This window comes from Nocardia sputorum (assembly GCF_027924405.1).
Lineage (GTDB): Bacteria > Actinomycetota > Actinomycetes > Mycobacteriales > Mycobacteriaceae > Nocardia > Nocardia sputorum.
This window is the reverse complement of the sequence record NZ_AP026978.1, coordinates 6,294,408-6,316,010: the sequence shown is the minus strand read 5'-3', so window position 1 is coordinate 6,316,010 and position 21,603 is coordinate 6,294,408. Positions and strand designations below refer to the sequence as shown.

The 21,603-nt window shown below is 70.0% G+C and carries 18 protein-coding genes; 7 read left to right on the top strand and 11 right to left on the bottom strand.

What is annotated here, in order from left to right:
• Positions 1–63 precede the first annotated feature (63 nt).
• Entirely contained in the window at positions 64–447 is a 384-nt protein-coding gene (locus tag QMG86_RS28295) for a phage holin family protein (protein ID WP_281875767.1), read from the top strand.
• Positions 448–539: 92 nt separating this feature from the next.
• Here QMG86_RS28295 and QMG86_RS28290 read toward each other — a convergent pair whose 3' ends face one another.
• Together QMG86_RS28290 and QMG86_RS28285 are read right to left on the bottom strand one after the other, a co-directional pair.
• A complete protein-coding gene (locus tag QMG86_RS28290) occupies positions 540–1,409 on the bottom strand; it encodes a 1,4-dihydroxy-2-naphthoate polyprenyltransferase (protein ID WP_281875766.1) in 870 nt (289 codons plus the stop codon).
• 96 nt (positions 1,410–1,505) lie between these two features.
• Entirely contained in the window at positions 1,506–1,970 is a 465-nt protein-coding gene (locus QMG86_RS28285; protein ID WP_281875764.1) for an SRPBCC family protein, read from the bottom strand.
• Between the two features lie 131 nt (positions 1,971–2,101).
• Between QMG86_RS28285 and QMG86_RS28280 the strand changes: the two genes are divergently transcribed.
• Positions 2,102–5,428 carry an AfsR/SARP family transcriptional regulator gene (locus tag QMG86_RS28280; RefSeq protein ID WP_281875762.1) on the top strand — a complete coding sequence of 1,109 codons (3,327 nt, stop codon included), beginning with the start codon at positions 2,102–2,104 and terminating at the stop codon, positions 5,426–5,428.
• A 100-nt stretch (positions 5,429–5,528) separates the two neighbouring features.
• On the opposite strand, the gene QMG86_RS28275 is transcribed toward QMG86_RS28280, so the two are convergent.
• The 5 genes from QMG86_RS28275 to QMG86_RS28255 all read right to left on the bottom strand — a co-directional run bounded on the left by QMG86_RS28275 (position 5,529) and on the right by QMG86_RS28255 (position 10,472).
• The gene (locus QMG86_RS28275; protein ID WP_434085487.1) at positions 5,529–6,371 is read right to left on the bottom strand and encodes an ABC transporter permease; all 843 of its coding nucleotides are present in this window, start codon (positions 6,369–6,371) and stop codon (positions 5,529–5,531) included.
• Positions 6,368–7,360, bottom strand: a complete 993-nt coding sequence (locus tag QMG86_RS28270; protein WP_281875761.1) for an ATP-binding cassette domain-containing protein — start codon at positions 7,358–7,360, stop codon at positions 6,368–6,370. The genes QMG86_RS28275 and QMG86_RS28270 overlap by 4 nt, the downstream gene beginning before the upstream one ends.
• 326 nt (positions 7,361–7,686) lie before the next feature.
• Positions 7,687–8,847: an o-succinylbenzoate--CoA ligase gene (gene menE, locus QMG86_RS28265; RefSeq protein WP_281875760.1), complete on the bottom strand. Its 1,161-nt coding sequence runs from the start codon at positions 8,845–8,847 to the stop codon at positions 7,687–7,689.
• Positions 8,848–9,184: 337 nt separating this feature from the next.
• The gene (locus QMG86_RS28260; protein WP_281875759.1) at positions 9,185–9,577 is read right to left on the bottom strand and encodes a VOC family protein; all 393 of its coding nucleotides are present in this window, start codon (positions 9,575–9,577) and stop codon (positions 9,185–9,187) included.
• A 1-nt stretch (position 9,578) separates the two neighbouring features.
• Entirely contained in the window at positions 9,579–10,472 is an 894-nt protein-coding gene (locus QMG86_RS28255) for a 1,4-dihydroxy-2-naphthoyl-CoA synthase (protein ID WP_063017262.1), read from the bottom strand.
• A 188-nt stretch (positions 10,473–10,660) separates the two neighbouring features.
• Between QMG86_RS28255 and QMG86_RS28250 the strand changes: the two genes are divergently transcribed.
• The 3 genes from QMG86_RS28250 to menD all read left to right on the top strand — a co-directional run bounded on the left by QMG86_RS28250 (position 10,661) and on the right by menD (position 14,284).
• Positions 10,661–11,317 carry a PaaI family thioesterase gene (locus tag QMG86_RS28250; protein WP_281875758.1) on the top strand — a complete coding sequence of 219 codons (657 nt, stop codon included), beginning with the start codon at positions 10,661–10,663 and terminating at the stop codon, positions 11,315–11,317.
• Positions 11,318–11,391: 74 nt separating this feature from the next.
• Positions 11,392–11,838 carry a DUF6918 family protein gene (locus QMG86_RS28245; protein WP_281875757.1) on the top strand — a complete coding sequence of 149 codons (447 nt, stop codon included), beginning with the start codon at positions 11,392–11,394 and terminating at the stop codon, positions 11,836–11,838.
• Positions 11,839–12,640: 802 nt separating this feature from the next.
• Positions 12,641–14,284: a 2-succinyl-5-enolpyruvyl-6-hydroxy-3-cyclohexene-1-carboxylic-acid synthase gene (gene menD, locus QMG86_RS28240; RefSeq protein WP_281875756.1), complete on the top strand. Its 1,644-nt coding sequence runs from the start codon at positions 12,641–12,643 to the stop codon at positions 14,282–14,284.
• Between the two features lie 16 nt (positions 14,285–14,300).
• Here menD and QMG86_RS28235 read toward each other — a convergent pair whose 3' ends face one another.
• Positions 14,301–14,528 carry an Rv3202a family protein gene (locus QMG86_RS28235; protein WP_281875755.1) on the bottom strand — a complete coding sequence of 76 codons (228 nt, stop codon included), beginning with the start codon at positions 14,526–14,528 and terminating at the stop codon, positions 14,301–14,303.
• A gap of 130 nt (positions 14,529–14,658) precedes the next feature.
• Positions 14,659–14,907 carry a DUF8836 family protein gene (locus QMG86_RS28230; protein ID WP_281875754.1) on the bottom strand — a complete coding sequence of 83 codons (249 nt, stop codon included), beginning with the start codon at positions 14,905–14,907 and terminating at the stop codon, positions 14,659–14,661.
• A gap of 127 nt (positions 14,908–15,034) precedes the next feature.
• Here QMG86_RS28230 and QMG86_RS28225 point away from each other — a divergent pair, with 127 nt between their 5' ends.
• Positions 15,035–15,628, top strand: coding sequence for a TIGR03086 family metal-binding protein (locus QMG86_RS28225; protein ID WP_281875753.1), 594 nt, complete (start codon positions 15,035–15,037; stop codon positions 15,626–15,628).
• Here the strand turns inward: QMG86_RS28225 and QMG86_RS28220 are convergent.
• Entirely contained in the window at positions 15,625–16,257 is a 633-nt protein-coding gene (locus QMG86_RS28220; RefSeq protein WP_281875752.1) for a TetR/AcrR family transcriptional regulator, read from the bottom strand. The two genes, QMG86_RS28225 and QMG86_RS28220, sit on opposite strands and share 4 nt — an antisense overlap.
• A gap of 113 nt (positions 16,258–16,370) precedes the next feature.
• On the opposite strand from QMG86_RS28220, the gene QMG86_RS28215 reads away from it, so the two are divergent.
• The gene (locus tag QMG86_RS28215) at positions 16,371–17,405 is read left to right on the top strand and encodes an aldo/keto reductase (RefSeq protein ID WP_281881168.1); all 1,035 of its coding nucleotides are present in this window, start codon (positions 16,371–16,373) and stop codon (positions 17,403–17,405) included.
• 3 nt (positions 17,406–17,408) lie between these two features.
• On the opposite strand, the gene QMG86_RS28210 is transcribed toward QMG86_RS28215, so the two are convergent.
• On the bottom strand, positions 17,409–21,587 hold the full coding sequence (locus tag QMG86_RS28210; RefSeq protein ID WP_281875751.1) for a bifunctional nitrate reductase/sulfite reductase flavoprotein subunit alpha: 4,179 nt from the start codon (positions 21,585–21,587) through the stop codon (positions 17,409–17,411).
• Positions 21,588–21,603: the final 16 nt, after the last annotated feature.

The window sequence follows — 21,603 nt, the reverse complement described above, 5'->3', positions numbered from 1 at the left end:
TGCGCTGCCGGAGTTCGGGTTTTCCGGCGGCGCGTGTCCGCGTCGGACGCCTAGCATTGGGCCATGCAGCTCGTGATTCGGTTGATCATCAACGCGGTGGCCATCTGGCTGGCCGCCTTCTGGGTCGACAAGATCGACATCCTCGCTCCCGAAGGCGGCAACGGTGCGAAGATCGGTGTCGTCCTCGCGGTGGCCGCGGTGTTCACGGCGGTGAACGCGGTGGTGAAGCCGATCGTGAAGTTACTGTCGCTACCACTGGTGATCGTGACGCTCGGCCTGTTCCTGCTGGTGATCAACGCGCTCATGCTGTGGCTGACCGCCGAGATCACCGAGGCGTTCACCGAATACGGCCTGCGCGTAGAGGGTTTCTGGGCCGCGGTGGTCGGCGGCATCATCGTCTCGATCGTGAACTGGGTGCTCGGCATCCTGGTTCCGGACGAGGACTGATTCGCGGCGCCGGCGCACGCGTGGTCACGTTCCGCGCGGAGGCCGTCAGCGGGTCGGCGCGGCGGCCCGCGGCCGGTGCAAGGCTGCGGGCGCTAGCCCAGCCCGACCGCCAGCGCGGTGACGGCCGACCACACCAGCAGAGCCAGGCCGGAGTCCCGCAGCGCGGGAATCAGTTCCAAGCCGCCCTTGCCGCCGCGCACCGGCGCGTTGGCGCGTACGGCGAGCGGGACCGCGAGCAGTCCGGCCAGGGCCAACGGCGTGCGGGCGATCAGCGCGAACGTCACGAGGAACGGCACCGTGAGCAGCGCGAGGTGCAGGGTGCGGGTGCGCGGGTCGCCGAGTTTCACCGCGAGGGTGACCTTTCCGGAGCCGGTGTCGGTGGGGATGTCGCGCAGGTTGTTCGCGACCAGCACGGCGCTGGAGAACGCGCCCACCGCGATCGCGAGCAGCGCGCCCACCCAGTCGATCCGGCCCGCCTGCACGAACTGGGTGCCGAGCACGGCGACCAAGCCGAAGAAGACGAACACCGCCACTTCGCCGAACCCGCTGTAGCCGTACGGGTTGCTGCCTCCGGTGTAGTACCAGGCGCCGGCCAGGCAGGCAGCGCCGATGAGCAGCAGCCACCACGCGCTGGTGAACACCAGCACCAAACCGAAGACCGCGCCGATGACGAGGCTGACGATGGCCGCGGTTTTCACCGCGGTGGGGGAGGCCAGCTTCTGCCCGACCAGACGCAGCGGGCCGACCCGGACGTCGTCGGTGCCGCGGATGCCGTCGGAGTAGTCGTTGGCGTAGTTCACGCCGACGATCAGCGCCAGCGAAACGAGCAGCGCGAGAATCGCTTTCCACCACACCGCACCGTCGACGGACGCGGCGGCGCCGGTCCCGGCGAGCACCGGGGCGATCGCGTTCGGCAGGGTGCGAGGACGCGCGCCTTCGATCCATTGCGCTGCAGTAGCCATATTCGCAGCATAATGGGCGCAGTGGGACGCAGTCCGTCTTCAGCCCGCGCACGGCCGGAGCGAAGGCGGAGCTACCGCCTGGTGCGCGCGCGGCGATCAGGCGGTTTCGGCGGTCGCCGCCTCCTGCAGGCGCGCGAGTCCCTTCTCGAAGTCGCGGCCGACGAACTTGTCCATCGGGATGAACTTGCCGATGACGCCCATCAGGCCGGTCTGCTGCCCGGTCATCCGCCAGGTCACCTCGGTGCCGGTCTCGACCGGGGCCAGGAGGAAGGTCACCATATTGGTCGCCTTCATCGGCTTCAGGAATTCCAGGCGCACCCCGATCTCGCGGTCGGCGCTGCCGATGATCTCCATGCTGCCCGCGCCGGCCTTGCGGTTGCCGCTCCAGGCATAGCGCGCACCCACACCGGAGTCGGCGCCGGAATAACTGCGCTGCAGCTGGGGATCGAGATCTTCCCACGGCGACCACTCGACCCATTTGTGGAAGTCGTTGATCAGCCCGTGCACACGCGCGGGGTCGGCCGTGATCACGGCCGATCGGACCACCTCGAACTCAGCCATGGGGTCAGACTATGCGACCGATCGCTCACAGTCGCGGCAAAGAAATCGTGTCGGCTCCGTCCGGCCCGCTCGCCTACGATGACCGCGGGATGTTTCCGGAGCACAGCGGCCCGCACGGCCACAGTCGAGTAGTGACGACGCCCGCAGGCGAATCGGTCGTGGTGGCCCTGCTGGGCGAGGTCGCGCTGCGTCGCGACGGGACGCTGACGCCGCTGCCCGGCGCGCGCTCCCGGCTCCTGCTTACCGCGCTGGCCCTGCGGCCCGGCCGCAGTCGCGGCGCGCAAGCGCTGATCGTGGACGTCTGGGGCGAACAGCCGCCGCGGGCGCCGATGAACGCGCTGCACACCCAGGTGTCCCGGTTGCGGTCGGCGCTGCCGGAGGGCGCGCTGGAGATCGGCCCGGCGGGATACCGGTTGACGCTCGCCGCCGAACAGGTCGATTTGTCGTCGGTGGGCGTGCGTGTGACGCGGGCACGCAGGCTGCACGCCGCAGGTGATCTCGCCGGCTGCCTGGCGGAGATCGCGGGGGCGCGGGCGCTGTGGCGCGGGGATCCCGGTGCGGATCTGCCGCCGGGTGATCTGGCCGACGAGCTGCGCGTCGCGGCCGGGCGGCGTCTCGCCGAACTCGACGAGCTCGAACTCGCCGCACGTGAAGCCGGCGGCGACGTCGACGGAGCCTTGGCTCTGGCTCGTGGACGCGCCGCCGCCGATCCGCTGGACGAACCCGCGCAGCTGACCCTGATGCGTCTGCTCGCCGCGGCGGGACGGGCGAACGAGGCGCTGGAATCGTTCGCGGCCTTCCGCTCCCGGCTGGTCGACCAGCTCGGCGCCGATCCCGGGCCCGCGCTTTCCGCGGCGCACACGGCAATCCTGCGCGGCGAGCCGATCGGGCTCACCGTGCCGCCGGTGGCGGACGGGAATTCGCGTGGCGGGTCGGCGGCCCGTTTCCTGCCCCCGACCGAGGCTTCCACCTCCGCGGACCCACCGCCCGTCGCGATGGGGCTGCGCGCCGCCCCGAACGCGCTGCTCGGCCGGACGGACGATCTCGCCGCGCTGACCGACCTGCTGCACACCTGCCGGGTGGTGACCGTGCTCGGACCGGGTGGCGCGGGCAAGACCAGAGTCGCCAACGAGCTCGGCGCGCGGGTGGCGCGGACCCGCCCGGTGGCCCTGGTCGAGCTGGCCTCGGTGCGGGCCGAGGGCGGCGACGCCGGGGTCGAGATCGAGGCGGCGATCGCCGCGGTGCTCGGTCTCAGCGAGGTCACCTTCGACACGGCGACGCTGCGCTCCGGGCAGTCCGTCGATCTGCGCAGGCGGTTGCGTGACGCGGTGTCGGCGCGCCCGATGCTGCTGATCCTGGACAACTGCGAGCACCTGATCGACGCCGTCGCCGTGGTGGTCGCCGACCTGATCGGCCTCGCGCCCCGGCTGACCGTGCTCACCACGAGCCGCTCGCCGCTAGCGATCACCGCCGAGACCGTGTATCCGCTGCCGCCGCTGACCATCGACCCGGCGGGCTCACCCGCCACCGAGCTGTTCGCCGCGCGCGCCAGGGCCGTGCGCCCCGCGGTCCGGCTCGACCCGGAGATCGTCGCCCAGCTCTGCCACACGCTCGACGGGCTGCCGCTGGCCATCGAGCTGGCCGCCGCCCGGGTCCGGGCGATGAGCGTCGAGGAGATCAACGAGCGATTGGCCGACCGATTCGCGCTGCTGCGTCACGGCGACCGCAGCTCGCCCGAACGACATCGCACCCTGCACGCGGTGATCGAGTGGAGCTGGAACCTGCTCGACCGCGAACAGCAGGCGACGCTGCGCCGATTGTGCCGGTTCCCGGCCGGTTTCACGCTGTCCGCCGCCGAGGCGGTCGCGGGCGGAGCCGACGTGATCGATGTCGCCGCGGCCGTCGACGGCCTGGTCAATCAATCGCTGCTCACCGTGCTGGACGACGCGGCGCTCGGCACCCGCTACCGGATGCTGGAGACGGTGCGGGAATTCGGCGAAGAGCAGCTGACCGCCGCCGCGGGGGAGCCGGAAGCGGTCGATACCCGAATGCTGCGGTGGGCCAAAAACTACGCCGATGACGTGGCGAGCCGGTACACGACCGGCGATCAGTTCCACCTCGCGCTATCCGTGGCGGCGGAACTGGACAACTTGCTCGCCGCGCTGCGCTGCGCCATCGAACGAAGGGACGCCGCGACGGCCTACACGGTGTTCCCAGTCGTCGGCACGCTGTGGGTGATCCGTGGATCGCATACGGAAGTGATCGCGTGGGCCCAGCGGGTCATCGAATTGGATGCGGCCGATCTCGGGCGCGAAGGTCCTCGTGCGGACCTCGTGCTCGTCACCTATCAGATGATGTTCCTGCATCTCGCCTACACCAACGGCAGCGCCCGGGCACTCGCCGAACTGCGCCTGCGCGTGCGCCGATTGCTCCGCCCCGGCGTAGAACTCACCGAGAACAGCCGCTTCATCGGCCGGGTCGTGCTCACCAGGGCCGACGGACGCGGAATCGGCAGGCTGCTCGCCGAGGCGGTCCGCACGGACGATCCGGAGACCAGGGCCTCGGCGCTGCTGTTGCGGGCCAACATGCGAGAGAACCTCGGCGACGTGCGCGGCTCCACGATCGACGCGATCAAGGCGCTGGATGTGCTCGGGCGCGAGAACGTCTGGAGCGTGGCCATGGTGAGCAGGCACCTCGGACAGGTCTGTGGACAGATCGCCCAGTACGCCGAATCCGCGACCTATTACCGCCGCGCGCTCGACGTGCTGCAACGGCTCGGCGCCTACGAGGACACCGTGGAGATCCGCAGCCTGCTGGTGGCTTCGCTGGTCGGCATCGGCGAGCTGGAGCAGGCCCGGCGCGAACTCGACCTCGCGTTCGGCACGCCGGACCTGGACAGCTCGTCCCTGGGACGGAATCGGCTGCTGTCCACGGTGATGCAGAGTTCGGCCGAGCTGGCGTACGCGGAGGGCGACATCGCGGGCGGATCCGCTCGCTACGAGCGCGCGCTGGAGCTGTTCGGCTGGCCGGACAACGCCCTCGGCCCCGGACCCGGCGCCCTCATGCTCGCCGCGGCGGCGCTCGGCGCGCAGGTACTGCACGGCGAGGCGGGCGCAGCGGCGGTCCTGTCGGCACAGCTGGCCGAGCTCACCGTGCCGACGATGAGCCAATATCGAGACCTGCCGCAGATCGGCGCCGTCGCGTGCGCGATCGGCTCGTACCTCGTCGCCGCCGACCGTGAGCCGAGCATCGGTCTCGACTTATTGGTGCTGGCCCCGAACGTGTTCTGCCGACAGGACTTTCCCTCGATGCGCTGGCAACGGCACCTGGACGCGGCGATCGCGATACTCGGCGCCGCCCAAGTGGCGGAAGCCCGCAGCCGCCTCGGCCATCTTCGCCGGAACGATTCCGCCGACCGCATCATGCGGATGCTGCAAAGCCTGAGCGCCGCCCGCTGACCACTCGTCCGCCACAACGGCACCGGGGTGCGGATCGAGCTGATCTGCGGAAATAGGCCGGGTAACCGTGGTCACCCGGCCTGCTCCATGTGCGGATGGCTCACGCCCGCCGCATGTACGCCTTGACCGTGAGCGGAGCGAAGATCGCGATGACGACCACCGCGCCGATCAGCGACCAGGCGAGGTCGCCGCCGAAGCCGGCGCCGTTCATCAAGCCGCGGCACGCGTTCACCATGTAGTACACGGGGTTCACGTGATTGAGGCCCTGCATCCAGCCCGGCATCGTGCTCACCAGCGCGAAGGCGCCGGACATGAAGGTCAGCGGGAACATGATCATCATCGAGATGCCCTGCACGCCCGCCGCGCTCTTGCCGGTGACCCCGACCAGCGCCCAGATCCAGCTGATCGCGAACGAGCAGATCACGATGACCAGGCCCGCCGCGACGACCCCGACCACGCCGCCCTCCGGGCGATAGCCGATGGCGACACCGACGACGATGGTGAGCACGGTCGCGATGACGTAGCGGACCATGTCCGCCAGCAGCGCGCCCGCCAGCGCGGAAATGCGGGCGATGGGCAGGGATTTGAACCGGTCGAAAACGCCCTTGTCCATGTCCTCGCGCAACTGGGTGCCGGTGACGACCGAGGTGAGCACCACGGTCTGCACCAGGATCCCGGGGATCAGGACCGGCAGGTAGTCGCGCACGCTGCCGCCGATGGCGCCACCGAAGATGTAGGCGAACAAGGCGGTGAACAGGATCGGCTGCACCGTCACGTCGAACAGTTGCTCGGGCTTGTGCTTGATCTTCAGCAGACCGCGGTAGGCCATGGTGAACGAGTTCGCCGCCGCCTGGGCGAGCGGAACGCGGTTGCTCACTTCGGGAATTCTCGTCGGCGCCGCTCGGCGTGTCTCGGTCGCGGTGATGGTGGTGGTGGTGGTCACGCCGCGTTCCTCTCGGATTCGTCGGTGGTGTCGTCGGCGGGGTGGCCGGTGATGGTGAGGAAGACCTCGTCCAGGCTCGGCTTCGTCACGGTGATCTCGTCGACGCCGATCTCCCACTCGCGCAGGCGGATCAGCAGGTCGGCGGTGACGCCTGCGTCGGTGAGCGGGGCGGTGAGCCGCCCGGCCTCCGGGGTGATCTGCGCTTCGACGCCGAGGAAATCGCCGATGATGCGGCGCGCCTCGTCGATCTGACCGCGATCGATCAGGGTCAGGTGCAGCGACGAGCCGCCCACCGAGGCCTTCAGCTCGTCGGCCGTGCCGTCGGCGATCACCTTGCCGCGGTCGATCACCGCGATCCGGTCGGCCAGCTGGTCGGCCTCGTCCAGATACTGCGTGGTGAGCAGCACCGTCGCGCCCGCACGGACGAGGCGGCGGATGGTCTCCCACATCTGGGCGCGGGTGCGCGGGTCGAGTCCGGTGGTGGGTTCGTCCAGGAACAGCAGCGGCGGTGTCGCGATCAGGCTGGCCGCCAGGTCCAGCCGGCGCCGCATGCCGCCGGAGAAGTTCCGCAGCGGTTTGTCCGCCGCCTCGGTGAGGTCGAACTCTTCCAGCAGGTCGGCCGCCTTACGACGGGCATCGATCCGGCTCAGGCCGAGCAGGCGGGAGAAGATGATCAGGTTCTCGGTGGCCGAAAGGTCCTCGTCGACGGAGGCGTACTGCCCGGTGACGCCGATGAGCGAACGGACGGCCGTCGGCTCCGCGACCACGTCGTGGCCGAAGATGCGGCCACTGCCGCCGTCCGGTCGCAGCAGGGTCGCCAGCATGCGGATGGTCGTGGTCTTGCCTGCGCCGTTCGGACCGAGCACGCCGTACACCGAGCCCTGCGGCACCGCCAGGCTCACGCCGTCGACGGCTCGCTGTTCCCCGAACACCTTGACCAGGCCGTCCGCCTCGACGGCGAGCGCTGAAGTTGGTGCGAAAGAAGTCATGTGGACAACTGTGGACACCCCGACTTGCACGGCTCTTGCACAGCGCTGTCACATCGGCCGCGACTGCGTCGCGGCGTGTTGGCGGCCCTCAGTCGCTTGCGCGCAGAAGTCGTCGACTGCCGAGTTCTCAGGATGCGGCCTTGCGGGGTCGCGCTGGTGGTCAACGGCGTCCGGCTGTAGTGACCGGCCCTGAGAACCAGCTCGCTCGATCCATGCCCGGTTTCGGATCGAGCGAGCATCGAAGTGCCGCTGCCACTCGGTAGCCGCATGGAGTCAGCGGTCGTAGCTGTGGGCAGCGCGAGTCGTGGGCGCTGCTCGGTGATCCGCTAGCGGCTCGAGTCGGCCAGCAGGTATTCGCGGAGTTTGGCGCGGTCGGGCTTGCCGGGGCCGCGGAGGGGGAACTCGTCGAGGACGGCGAGTTCGCGGGGGGCCGCGATGGAGTCGAGTTCGTCGGCGACGTATTCGCGCAGCTCGGCCAGGTCGGGTGTGGCGCCGGGTGCGGGGATCACCGCGACGGCGACGCGCTGGCCGAGTCGTTCGTCGGGCAGGCCGAGCACGACCACCTCGCGGATCGCCGGGTGATTGATCAGCACGGCCTCGACGACCTGCGGAATAACCAGCAAGCCGCCGGTCGTGATGGCCTCGTCGAGCCGTCCGGTGATGCTCAGTACGCCGTGGTCGAAGGTGCCCGCGTCCTCGGTGCGGAACCAGCCCGGTTCGGCGAAGGCGGGATGGTCGGGCTGATTGCGGTAACCAGAGGCGATCATCGCGCCGCCCAGCACGACCCGGCCCTCTTCGATGCGGACCTTCGTGCCCTCCAGCGGCACGCCGTCGTACACGCAGCCGCCGCATGTCTCGCTCATGCCGTAGGTGCGCACCACGGTAATGCCCGCGGCTCGCGCGCGCTCGTAGACCGGCAGCGGAGTGGCCGCGCCGCCCACCAGCACGCCGTCGAGCTCGGCCAGCGCGGTGGTGGCGACCGGCGACTCGAGCGCCTTGATCAACTGGGTCGGCACCAGGGCGGTGTAGCGGCGTTCCCCGCGCATACCCGAGATGGCGCCACCAAGAGCCTCCGGCAGGAACCCGCCGGATACGTCCAGCACGGTGGGCTCGGTTCCCGCCAGGATGCTGCGCAACAGCACCTGGATGCCGGCGATGTGATGGGTCGGCAGGGCCAGCAACCAGTTGCCGGGGCCGCCGAGCCGGTCGTGGGTCGCGGTGCCGCTGGCGCGCAGGGCGGCCGAACTGAGCATCGCGCCCTTCGGCACGCCGGTGGTGCCGGAGGTGGTCACCACCAGAGCGATGTCCTCATCGATCGGCTCGCCCGGCGACAAGGCGTCGCTCAGGCGTCTGGCCTCACGCCGATCGCTGGTGGGAATGGGCAGCCACGCCGCCCCGCTACCTTCCAGCGCCTCTCGCAGGTGGGGCATGACGTCGCCGAGACCGGACCCGGTGGGCATCGGCAAGGTACGCAGTGTCTTGGTCATGCCGTGCCTCGCCGCTCGCCGGACTCGGTGGTGCCCAGAGCCGCAGTGCCCATGGCTCGCTCGCTGCACTCCCTCACGGTAGGGATCGTGTCATGCCCGCGTCGCCGCGTGCGGAACGGGTCGGTCTGCCGGAGTGGCGCACCCGCGGCGCGGCCACCCGGTCGGATCGGGGCTCGGATACGACAGACATCGAGACTGCGATTCACTCGTCGGACGGGACACGGACACAGCCGGCCCAAACGTCGGCGGTCGGGTGGCCATCCGAGCGTTATCGTCCTCGCCGGTCGACACGTTGGCAACTCGGCGCGGCCCGCGCAACTACCGAACGGAACCGTTGTTACGACGCCGGCCAGCGGGAATCCCGCCGGATCGGATGGGTCGGCGGAACCTCAACGAACACGATCGGCACACCGTCGGGATCGCGCACCCACATCTCGTGCAAACCCCACGGCTCCTCGACCGGGGCCCGATCGATCGCGATGCCCTTCAGCGCCAGTTCCGCGGCGGCGTCCGACACGTCGCGCACCTGGAGCCAGATCGCGCCCTCGAACGACGACGACCTGCCCGACCCGCCGTGCGCGGCCACCTCGATCAGCGACTGTCCGGCGAAGAAGACCGTGCCGCCCGGATACTCCCGCGCGACGGCCAGCTCCAGCCCGTCCCGATAGAACGCGAGCGTGGCCTCGTAGTCGGCGGGCCGCAGGATGATCCGGCTGCTGAGGATGTCCATGTCAGAAGTACCAGGGGTAGGGGGTCCAGTCCGGCTTGCGTTTCTGCAGGAACGCGTCGCGGCCTTCGACGGCTTCGTCGGTCATGTAGGCCATCCTGGTCGCCTCGCCCGCGAACAGTTGCTGGCCCACCAGCCCGTCGTCCAGCAAATTGAACGCGTACTTCAGCATGCGCTGCGCCTGCGGCGATTTGCCGTTGATGTCGGCGGTCCACTCCAGGGCGACGTCCTCCAGTTCGGCGTGATCGACGACCTTGTTCACCGCGCCCATCTGGTGCATCTCCTCGGCGGTGTACGGACGACCGAGGAAGAAGATCTCCCGCGCGAACTTCTGGCCGACCATCTTGGCCAGGTACGCGCTGCCGTAACCGCCGTCGAAACTGCCCACGTCGGCGTCGGTCTGCTTGAAACGCGCGTGCTCGCGGCTGGCCAAGGTGAGGTCGCAGACCACGTGCAGGCTGTGGCCGCCGCCCGCGGCCCAACCGTTCACCAGCGCGATCACCACCTTCGGCATGAAACGGATCAGCCGCTGCACCTCCAGGATGTGCAGGCGGCCCGCGCGGGCCTGGTCGACCGTGTCCGCCGTCTCGCCACTGGCGTACTGGTACCCGCTACGGCCGCGAATGCGCTGGTCACCGCCGGAGCAGAAGGCCCAGCCGCCGTCCTTCGGGCTGGGGCCGTTGCCGGTGAGCAGCACCGCGCCGACATCCGCTGTCATCCGGGCGTGGTCGAGTGCCCGGTAGAGTTCGTCGACCGTGTGCGGACGGAACGCGTTGCGCACCTCCGGCCGGTCGAACGCCACTCGCACGGTGCCCTGCTCGATGTGCCGGTGATAGGTGATGTCGGTCAGGTTCTCGAATCCCGGAACGGGCCGCCACAGCTTCGGATTGAACGTCACCGGGCAATGCTAGGTCGCGCGCGGCTCGAAAGTCGTGGTCGGGCCCGTGAGCCGCGACTATCTCGGGGTGCGAGCGCCTCGGCCCCGGAAGTCGGCAATGCGGTGCGGTCGCCACGAACCCCGGCTATTCGCCCGGGATCGGCGAGACCTCGATTTGACGGTGTAAAACTACGCGTTACCGTGCAGGTATGAGCGAGCGAGTGAAACCGGTTATAGACCGGAGCGCGGTGGACGGGTCCCGGTACGAGAAGCACGGCGGGTTCCCGAAGGTCAGGCCGGCGAAGGTCGGGCCCGACTTCGGCGGGTTCGTGGAAGCCATGCGGACGTTGCAGGATCTCGCGGTGTCCGTGGACGCGCCGGACGACGTCTTCGGGGCCGCGCAAGCCAAAGCCCGCGAGCTGATCGAATTGCTGGAGCCCTACCGCGCCCCCGAGCTGCAGGGGCCCGCGGGCCGCGCCGTCGAATTGCCGGGACGGGGAAGCCTCCTGCTGCTGCCGTGGCAGGTGGTCGCGGCAGGGCCGGACGGCATCGAGATGGCGGGCGTGTTCCGCCGCTTCCATCTCGGCGGCAACGGCGCCGCGCACGGCGGCGTGCTGCCGCTGCTGTTCGACGACCTGCTCGGCATGGTCGTGCACTACGCCGGACGGCCGATCAGCCGCACCGCGTACCTGCACGTGAACTACCGCAAGATCACTCCGCTGGAAACGCAACTGACGGTTCGCGGACGGGTCGACCGGATCGAAGGACGAAAAACTTTCATCACCGCCGAATTGCTCGATGAGCAGGGCGATCTGCTCGCCGACTGCGAAGGTCTGATGGTCGAGTTGCTTCCGTGGCAGCCGTAGCCGGGTGAATGCTGGCGCGGGTGCGTATAGTTGCCCTCGCTCGTTCATCGATACCGATCCGGAGGAACCTGAAAGTGGTTGCAGCACTGTCTGAATCCCTGCTCGACGACGCGAAGCGCCCGGCTTTCCTTGCCGATGCCGTCGAGGTTCTCGACGCCGAGGTGTCGGACAAGGGTGGTGCGTCCGGCCTGGCTGTGAAGGGTGGCTACGCGGCGGTCAAGAAGATCAGCCCGTCCATCGTCCCCGATGCGCTGGAGTCGTTGGCGCCCAAGCTGGTCGCGCAGCTGGAGCCGTTCTGGCAGGAGTACACCGCGTCGGGCAACGGCAAGTTCGCCGACCTGCTCGTCGCCAAGTCCGACGAGGTCGCCGAGGCGTTGCTCGCCGTCACCGACGCCCGGGCCGAGGCCTCCAGCCGCCCTGCGTTGCAGAAGGTCTACTCCTCGATGCGTTCCTCGGCCAAGAAGAACGTCGTCGAGGCGCTGCCGCGGGTCGGCGACCTGATCGAGAAGCACGCCAAGTAACTTCTGGCAGCGCCTGCGGCGCTGCGTGTTCGCGGCCCCCTTATGGCTCGCGTTCGAGCGACCACCGCTTGCGACTTCGTCGCGGACGCGGCGGCCACTCGAACGCGAGCCGGGCCGCGAACGGAACATGCTAGGTCTCGCTTCGCTCGAAACCGGTAGTCGAGCCGGTGCCGTCGGGTGAGGAGGTAGGGCGACGACCTCTGCTCTGCCTCCGGGGCATCGCGGTCGCGTGACATCGGCCGGTGCGTCGCGTGCGCCGTGGTGGGTGACTTCGTCGCCTGCGCATCGGCTGCTCGGACGTGAGCCGGGCTGTGTTGGTTTGCCAGCGCGCGAACGGCGGATGCTCGGTCTCGCTTCGCTCGAAACCGGGAGTCGAGCCGGTGCCATCGGGTGAGTAGGTAGGGCGACGACATGGGGCCTGCTTCCGGGATGTCGCGGCCGTGTGTCCTCTGTCGGCCGGTGCGTCGTTGGCGTGGTTGTCGGGATCCTGCGTGGCGTAGGCGGAGTACCGGGTTCCGGCTCGGCGCGAAGTGCTCGGTGTGCGGCGGTTGAAGTGAAGCTGCCCAGTATGCGTGGGTCATCTGAGGCGGGACACTTCGCCGCGAGCCGCCGAGTGGCGGGCCGGCCGAGTGGCGCCGAGCCCGGCATTGCTTTGCTTCGGGAGGCGATACGGTGCCGCCGTCGCCGATCGCTTCGTCGTGGGCCCGGCTGCCGGGGAGTGAGCCGGCAGTGGGCGAGGACACAGTGTGATTGCGAGCCTCCCGGCGGGGACTTCTCGTTGGCTGTCTGCCAGTCTGGAGGCGTGAACCCGTCTACAGCACAAGCGCAGGTCGTCGTCGACGAGTTCGTGCGCGGGGGCGTGCGGGATGTCGTCCTGTGCCCCGGCTCCCGGAACGCTCCGCTGGCCTTCGCCCTTCAGGCCGCCGACGCGGCCGGGCGGCTGCGGCTGCACATGCGGATCGATGAGCGCACGGCGGGCTTCCTCGCCGTCGGGCTCTCGATCGCGAGCCGGCTCCCGGTCCCGGTCGTGATGACCTCGGGGACCGCGGTGGCCAACCTCGGGCCTGCCGTGCTGGAAGCGAACTACGCCCGGGTCCCGCTGGTGGTGCTCAGCGCCAACCGGCCCTACGAACTGCTCGGGTCCGGCGCCAATCAGACCGTGGAACAGTTCGGCCTGTTCGGCAGCCAGGTCCGGGCCACCATCTCACTCGGTCTCGCGGAGGAGGAGGCGGGCGACGCCGATCACCCGCCCTACGGCCAGCAGAACAGCCAGTGGCGCTCCGCGGTCTGCCGGGTGCTGGCCGCGGCCCGCGGCACCCGCTCCGGCAACGCGGGCCCGGTGCACTTCGACGTCCCGCTGCGCGAGCCGCTGGTTCCGGATCTGAGGCCGGGGGAGACGGCGCCCGCGGGCCGCGCGGGCGAGTGCGCTTGGACCGAGACGCAGTACGCGACCCTGGACGTCCCGCTCGATCTCGATCTCACGCCGGACACGGTCGTGATCTCCGGACACGGCGCCGGGCTGCGGCCGGAGTTGGCGGAACTGCCGACCGTCGCCGAGCCCACGGCCCCCATGCACGGCCCCGCGCTGCATCCGCTCGCGCTGCCGCTGCTGCGGCCGAAGCAAGCGATCATCACCGGCCGCCCCACCCTGCACCGGCAGGTCTCGAAGGTGCTCGCCGACCCGGACGTGCGGGTCTACGCGCTGACCACCGGCCCGCGGTGGCCCGACGTATCCGGCAACGTGGTCGGCACCGGGACGCGCGCCGTCGCCACCGGCGCTCCCAGCGCGCAATGGCTGGAACACTGCCGCGAGTTGAACGCGAAAGCCGACCAGGTGGTGCGCGCCGAACTCGCACGGCACCCCAAACCCACCGGATTGCACGTCGCCGCCGTCGTGATGGACGCGCTGCGCGACGGCGATCAACTCCTGCTCGGCGCCTCCAACCCGGTGCGCGACGCCGCGCTGGTGTCGCATCCGCGTCCGGGGATCAAGGTGCTGTCGAATCGCGGCGTGGCCGGTATCGACGGCACGGTGTCCACCGCGGTCGGCGCGGCGCTGCACCACGACGGGCGCACCATCGCTCTGATCGGTGACCTGACCTTCCTGCACGACGCGTCCGGCCTGCTGATCGGGCCCGGCGAACCGCGGCCCGCCGATCTGACCATCGTCGTCGCCAACGACGACGGCGGTGGCATCTTCGAACTGCTCGAGCAGGGCGACCCGCAGTACGCGGGGGTGTTCGAGCGGGTCTTCGGCACGCCGCACGGCATGGATCTCGCCGCGTTGTGCGCCGCCTATCGCATCCCGCACCGGCAGGTGGACCCGCAGCAGCTGGCCGTCGAGCTGACCGGGCGTGCTCATGGCATGCGGGTGCTCGAGGTGGCCACCGAGCGGTCCAGCCTGCGCGAACTGCACGCGGCGGTGCGGGCGAAGATCCAGCCCTGACCGGGCGCGCGCCCGGTCAGTAGCCGAATTCGTCCTCGGGGTCGTCGTCGAGCGGAACCGCGATGGACTGCTCCATCACGTCCGCCGGGTTCGCCTCCAAGACGTCGCGCTCCAGAACCGCTCGTCCGACGGCGTCGTCCTGCTCGGGCAGGTCGTCGGCGAGCACGGGTTCCTCCGGGTACGCCGGAACCGACTGCTCGGCGAGATCGGCCTCCGGGACCGCGTCGGCAAGGGGATCTGACATCGTGCGCTCCTCTCCGCGTGGGCCTCTCGATCGGCATACCCGTCACGGGACGCCGCAATCGAGGCGGACGATCAACTTCGACTGGATCGAGGATGCCCGTGGTCCGCACCTACGGCAAGCATCGGACCGGTCATGTTCGCCGCTCTTCGCCGGCTTGCGGCGCGGTTCCGTTCGCGGGGTGCTCGACCACCGCGAGGGTGCGCCCGGCCATGAACCGCGCGGTCCGCACCGCCACCCCCGATCGCGTCACTTCGCTGACTTCCACCACGCCGCGCGCGATCCGTACCTCGACCCGCCGCCCCGCCCGGGTAGCCGCGATCTCGTAATTGCGAGACCCGCCGCCGACGTCGACGACGATCTCCACTCGATCACCCTTCATCTTTCAATTATCCGCTTATCCAGGGCTTTTCGCCGCTACGAGTTGGTTGCGGAACGACCCGCCGCTTACTTTCGCCGCCTCGTTTCGTCTGCATTCCCGGAGACTTCACACACCCCGAGGAGGCCGGATGAATCCCGAGTTCGACTTCGATCCCGCGGCCGCCGCTTTGGCGAGCGTCGTCGGCGGCATCACCGACGATCAGCTCGCGGCGGCGACGCCGTGCGCCGACACCACGGTCCGCGATCTGCTCGCGCACGTCATCGATCTGACCGAGGCATTCCGTCAGTCGGCCACCAAGGAGGCCGTCGGCGGATCGGTCGCGCCGCCTCCCCCTGCCGATCGCGTCCTGCCGGAAGATTGGCGCGCGCGGATTCCGGCGCAGCTGGACGCCTTGGTGGCGGCGTGGCGGGAGCCCACGGCCTGGGACGGCGTGACGGAGGCGGGCGGAGTGAGCGAGCCCGCGCCGGTGATGGCGAGGATCGCCCTGGACGAGGTGGTCGTGCACGGCTGGGATCTCGCGAAAGCAACCGGTCAGCCCTTCACCTGCGACGCCGGCCATCTGGCCGTCCTGCTGGACATGCTGTGTGCCACCCCGGCCGAGGGTGTGCCCGGGCTGTTCGGCCCGGTGGTGCCGGTCGCGGCGGAAGCGCCGGCCCTGGAGCGGGTTCTCGCTTTCACCGGCCGCCGGGCGGACTGGAACGCGGCGGCCGTGCTCGGCTAGGCGACCGGCGGGGAGCCCGTAGGCACGAACGTGCCCGCGGCCACGGCGTCGACGGCGGCGCGGGCGGCCGTATCCGCCGCGGCGTCGTCTATCGGGTCGCCGCTGGCGAGCAGCCGGTAATAGAGCGGGGCCGACACCGCCGACAGCACCGCGCGCGCGTCGGTGTGCTCCGGCGCTTCGCCGCGCGCGACGGCGGCCGCCACACACGCCGACCATTCGGTGAGGCGCACGTCGTAGAAGCGGCGCAGTGCGGTTGCGGCGGACTCGTCGCAGGTGGCGGCCGCGATAACGGCGCGAAACAGCCTGCCTTGGCGGGGGTCGGACAGTGTTCTCGCGACCAGGCGGGCGTTGGCGCTGAGATCGCCGAGCAGGGAGCCGGTGTCGGCGTGCGGCAGCGACTGCTCGGCCATGTCGACCAGCAGGTCGGCGATCAGGCCGGTGGGTGTGCGCCAGCGGCGGTAGACGGTGGTCTTGCCGACTTCGGCGCGCGCGGCGACCTCCCCGAGGTCGAGGTGGGCGAAGCCGCGTTCGGCCAGCAGGTCGCCCGCCGCTCGCAGGACGGCGGCGCGGACGCGCGCTGTGCGTCCACCTGGGCGAACCGATCCCGGGGTGGCTTCTTCCGACTCCATAACGGAACTCCAGTTTCATTTGTGCGCGAACGGGTGTACTGTCCGAATTGTTAACGGAACTATAGACCCTTTAGGAGTGTGGTCCAGTGAACGTTCGGACGGAGGACGCGCAAATGGAATACCGGCGGCTCGGCGCATCGGGGCTGCACGTCCCGGCCCTGAGCTTCGGCGCGGGCACCTTCGGCGGTCGCGGCGAGCTGTTCGGCGCGTGGGGCGACACCGACGCCGATCAGGCGCGACGACTGGTCGACATCAGCTTGGACGCGGGTGTGTGCATGTTCGACACCGCCGACGTCTACTCCGACGGTGCGTCCGAGGAGGTGCTGGGCGCCGCCGTGAAAGGCAGGCGTGATCGGGTGCTGCTGTCCACCAAGGCGACGCTGCCCACCGGCCCCGGCCCGGCGGACGCCGGTTCCGGACGGGCCAGGCTGATCGGCGCGGTGGAGGGTTCGCTGCGCAGACTCGGCACGGATTACATCGATCTGTTCCAGTTGCACGCCTTCGACGCGGCCACGCCGGTGGAGGAAGTCGTCGCCGCGCTCGACGATCTGGTGCGCGCGGGCAAGATCCGCTATGTCGGCGCGTCGAACTTCGCGGGCTGGCAGCTGATGAAATCCCTTGCCGTGGCGGATCGCAACGGTCTGACCAGGTATGTCGCGCATCAGGTCTACTACTCGCTGGTCGGGCGGGACTACGAGTGGGAGCTCATGCCGCTGGGCCGCGACCAAGGCGTCGGCGCGGTGGTCTGGAGTCCGCTCGGCTGGGGCAGGCTCACCGGCAAGATCCGTCGCGGGCAGCCGCTTCCGGAAGGAAGCCGTCTGCACCGGACCGCCGAGGCCGGTCCTCCGGTGGACGACGAAAAGCTTTACGACGTAGTCGACGTCCTCGACGAGCTGGCCGCCGAAACCGGCAGGACGGTCCCGCAGATCGCCCTCAATTGGCTGCTGCGCCGCCCCACCGTCGCCACCGTCATCGTCGGCGCCCGCAACGAGGAGCAGCTGCGCCAGAACCTCGGCGCGATCGGCTGGGAACTCGACGCCGACCAGATCGCCCGCCTGGACAAAGCAAGCGAAACCACCCCGCCCTACCCCTACTACCCGTACTACCGCCTCCCGGACTTCACCCGCCTGAACCCGCCCGCGGTGTAGGGATCAGTACACGTCGCGGACGTAGCGCTTTTCGGCGACGAGCTGTTTTTTGAAGGCCAGGGCGCCGTCCTCGTCGAGCTTGCCGTGGATGCGGGCGATGCGCAGGAGGGCCTCGTCGACGTCGGCGGCCATGCGGCTGGCATCGCCGCAGACGTAGAAGTGGGCGCCGTCGCGCAGCCAGGACCACAGCTCGGCGCCGTGCTCGATCATGCGGTGCTGGACGTAGATCCGCTCGCGCTGGTCCCGGGAGAAGGCCAGGTCTAGCCGGGTCAGGAAGCCGGAACGGAACATGTCCTCCAACTCGGCGCGGTAATAGAAGTTCTGCGCCGCATGCTGATCGCCGAAGAACAGCCAGTTGCGCCCCGTGCAGCCGAGGGCCCTGCGCTCCTGCAAGAACCCGCGGAAGGGCGCGATGCCGGTGCCAGGGCCCACCATGATCATCGGCACGGTCGGGTCGGCCGGGGGACGGAAATGCGGCGCGCGCTGCAGGAAGATCGGCACCGCCGCGTCGGCGCCCGCCCGATCGGCGAGGAACGTCGAGCACACTCCGCCGCGCCGCGCCGCCGACCCGGTGGCGGCCGGGTCGCCGTAGCGCACGACGCCGACGGTCAGCTCCACCTCATCCGGGCTGACCAGCGGGCTCGACGAGATCGAATACTGGCGCGGTTGCAGCTTCTTCAGCGTGCCGAGCCACTCCACCAGATCGGCCCGCACCGGGAAGTCGCGCAGCACGTCCACGGCCTGCCGGTCCCACAGATAGTTCGCCAGCTCGTTGCGGTTGTCGCGGCGCAGCAGTTTGGCGAGTTTGCCGCTGTGGTTGCGCTCGGCCAGGAAACCGAGCAGGTCGTGACCGACCTTGGTGATGTCGTAGTGCGTGCGCAACGCGTCGGCCAGCGTGAGTTCGCGCTCGTCCACCTCGACCGCGCGGCGACCGTCCAGCCCGGTGGCGGCCAGCCATTCGGTGACCAGCGCGTCGCTGTTCACCGGCCAGACGCCCAGGGAATCGCCCACCTCGTACGCGCCGTCCAGGCCGCGCAGGTCGAACCCGAAGCGGCGCACCTCTTTCGGCGATCCCGCGGCCGACAGCAACTCGTTGCGCAGCAGCGGAGCGCGCAGCGGCGCGGCGCGGGTGAACGGCGCGGGGGCCGTGCGGGTACGTCCGAGCGCCGGTGCGGCAGCGGGCGATTCCAGCGTCGCGACGCCGCCGCGGGGCGTGCAGCGACCCGGACCGGTTCCGCCGCGCACCGGCGGATCGGCGGGGGAGCCGGGCTCCGCGTCGCCGAACGCCGCGAGCACGTCGTCGAGCCAGCGCTGCGCCGCGTCTTCGTAGTCGGGTTCGCTGTCGACGCGCGGCAGCAACCTGGTCGCCCCGAGCTCGGCGAATTTCTCGTCGAGTTTGCGGCCGTAACCGCAGAAGTCGTCGTAGGAGGAGTCGCCGAGGGCGAACACCGCGTAGCGCACACCGGTCAGCCGGACGACGGCGCCGGCCAGCCGATCCCAGAAGTCGGCTCCGTTGTCCGGCGGCCCTCCGTCACCGAACGTGCTGCTGACCACCAGCACGTCGCCCTGGATCGCGTTCAGGTCGCAGGAGTTTAGATCCAGCAGTCGCGGCGCGAAGCCGTGCCCGGCCAGATGCGCCGAGACGGTGGCCGCGAATTCCTCGGCGGTGCCGGTCTGCGAGGCCCACAACACCGTGATCGCGCGGGCGGCCGCACCCTCGTCCACCGCGGGCGCGGTGCTCGCCGCGCCACGCGAGTACATCCCGGCCAGCAGCCCGTCGACCCACAGCCTGCTGTGCGCGGACATCGGCGCCGAGTCCGGGAGCACCGGCTGACCGGTCACCGGAAGCGCCTGCAGCGCCGCCAGATAACCACTCAAGTAGATCCGCTCGGTCTCGCTGAGCGTGGGCGCGGTGCCGCTGTCGAGACCGAGCACGGCCGCCAGCGGGTGCGCCGTCTGCGCCGCGGGCAACGCGGCGGGAACTTCCGGTTGCGGCACCGCGGCCACCCGGCGCAGCGCCACCGCGCACGCCTTGAACTCCGGTTGCAGGGAGTCCGGATCGACCGCGTCGTTGGTGACCGCGTTGATGGTCAGGTATTCGCCCTGCTCGTCGTTCCAGTGAAACGGCACGAAGCAATCGCCCTCCCGCACCCGGTCGCTGACCTGCACCGGCAGCACAGCGCGACCGCGGCGCGAGGCGATCTCGAGCTGATCGCCCGCGCGCAGGCCGAGACGCTCGGCGTCGGCCGGGTGCACCTCGACGAACGGCGCGCCGTTCAGCCTGGTCAGCTTGTCGATCTTGCCGGTCTTGGTCATCGTGTGCCACTGGTGCTGTAGGCGGCCGGTGTTCAGCAGGAACGGGTAGTCGTCGTCCGGCATCTCCTCCGGCAGCATGTGCGGCCGCGGCCAGAACACCGCGCGGCGGCTCGGCGTGGCGAAGGCCAGCCGGGGCCGGTGGCCGTACTCGTCGACGAACAGTGTCTGGCTGACGCCGTCATTGAGGTAGCGGATCGGATTGCGCCTGCGTTCGGGCTGCGCGCACGGCCACTGCATCGGCCCTTCGCGCAGCGCCTGGTAGCTCACACCGCGCAAGTCGTAGCCGGTGGCGGGGTTCGCGAACCGGGTGATCTCGTCGAACACCTCGGCGCTGGAGGCGAAATCGAAGCCGGGGAAGCCCATGGCGGTGGCGATGTCGGCGATGATCCGCCAGTCCGGCCGCGCGTCGCCGGTGGGCGGCACCGATTGTTGCAGCAGGGTGAGATCGCGTTCCGAATTCACCATCACCGCGTCCGCCTCCGCCCACAGCGTGGCGGGAAGCAGCAGGTCGGCGTAGGCGTTGGTCGCGGTCTCGGTGTAGGCGTCCTGGGCGATCACCAGTTCGGCCGCTTCCAGTCCCGCGATCACGGTCTTGCGGTTCGACACGGTGGCGACGGGGTTGGTGCAGATGATCCAGGCCGCTTTGATCGTCCCTTCGGCCAGTTCACGGAACATCTCCACGGTGCCGGGCCCGGCTTCGGTGCGCAGCGTGCCGGGCTCCAGTTCCCACACGGTCTCCACGAACGCGCGGTCCTCGGCGGAGAGCAGGCTGCGCTGACCGGGCAGGCCGGGACCCATGTACCCCATCTCGCGCCCGCCCATCGCGTTCGGCTGCCCGGTGAGCGAGAACGGCCCGCTGCCGGGACGGCAGATCGCGCCCGTGGCCAGGTGCAGGTTGCACAGCGCGTTGGTGTTCCAGGTGCCGTGCGTGGACTGGTTGAGTCCCATCGTCCACAGCGACATCCATTCGCCGGCTGCACCGATCCACCGCGCGGCGGTGCGGATGTCGGCTTCGGCCAGACCGGTGATCTCCGCCACTCGCCGCGGCGGATAGTCGGCGAGGAACTCCGGCATCGCCTCCCAGCCCTCGGTGTGCTCGGCGATGAACTCCTCGTCGATGTGGCCGTTCGCGACCAGCAGGTGCAGCAGCCCGTTCAGCAGCGCTAGGTCCGTGCCGGGAGCGATCTGCAGGAACAGGTCCGCCCGCGCGGCGGTCTCGGTGCGTCGCGGGTCCACGACGATGAGCTTCGCCCCGGCCTTCAGCCGGTCGGCCATCCGCAGGAACAGGATGGGATGGCAGTCGGCCATGTTCGCGCCGATCACGAAGAACAGGTCGGCGTGCTCGAAGTCGTCATAGGAGCCGGGCGGCCCATCCGCGCCGAGCGACTGCTTGTAGCCGGTCCCCGCGCTGGCCATGCACAGCCGCGAGTTCGCCTCGATGTGCACCGTGCGCAGATAACCCTTGGCCAGCTTGGTCGCGAGGTACTGCGCCTCCAGCGACATCTGCCCGGAGACGTAGAGCGCGATCGCGTCCGGCCCGTGCTCGTCCAGGATCGCGCGCAACCGGGTGGCGGCCTCGTGCACGGCCTCGTCCACCGGGAAGGGCACCGGGACCTGGCCGCGTTCCGAACGCCGGTAGGCGGTCTCCATCCGACCGGTGGTGCGCGTCAACTCGGCGTGCGTCGCGCCCTTGGTGCACAGCCTGCCCGCGTTGGCCGGATGCAGTTTGTCGCCGCTGACCTTGGCGATCACCGGCTTCCCCGCACCATCCGGCGCGGTCGTCACCGTGATCCCGCAGCCCACGCCGCAGTACGAGCACGCCGTTCGGGCGATGCCGTCGCTGTGGCCGGTCACTGGGTCGGACATGCCTTCGATCATGCGG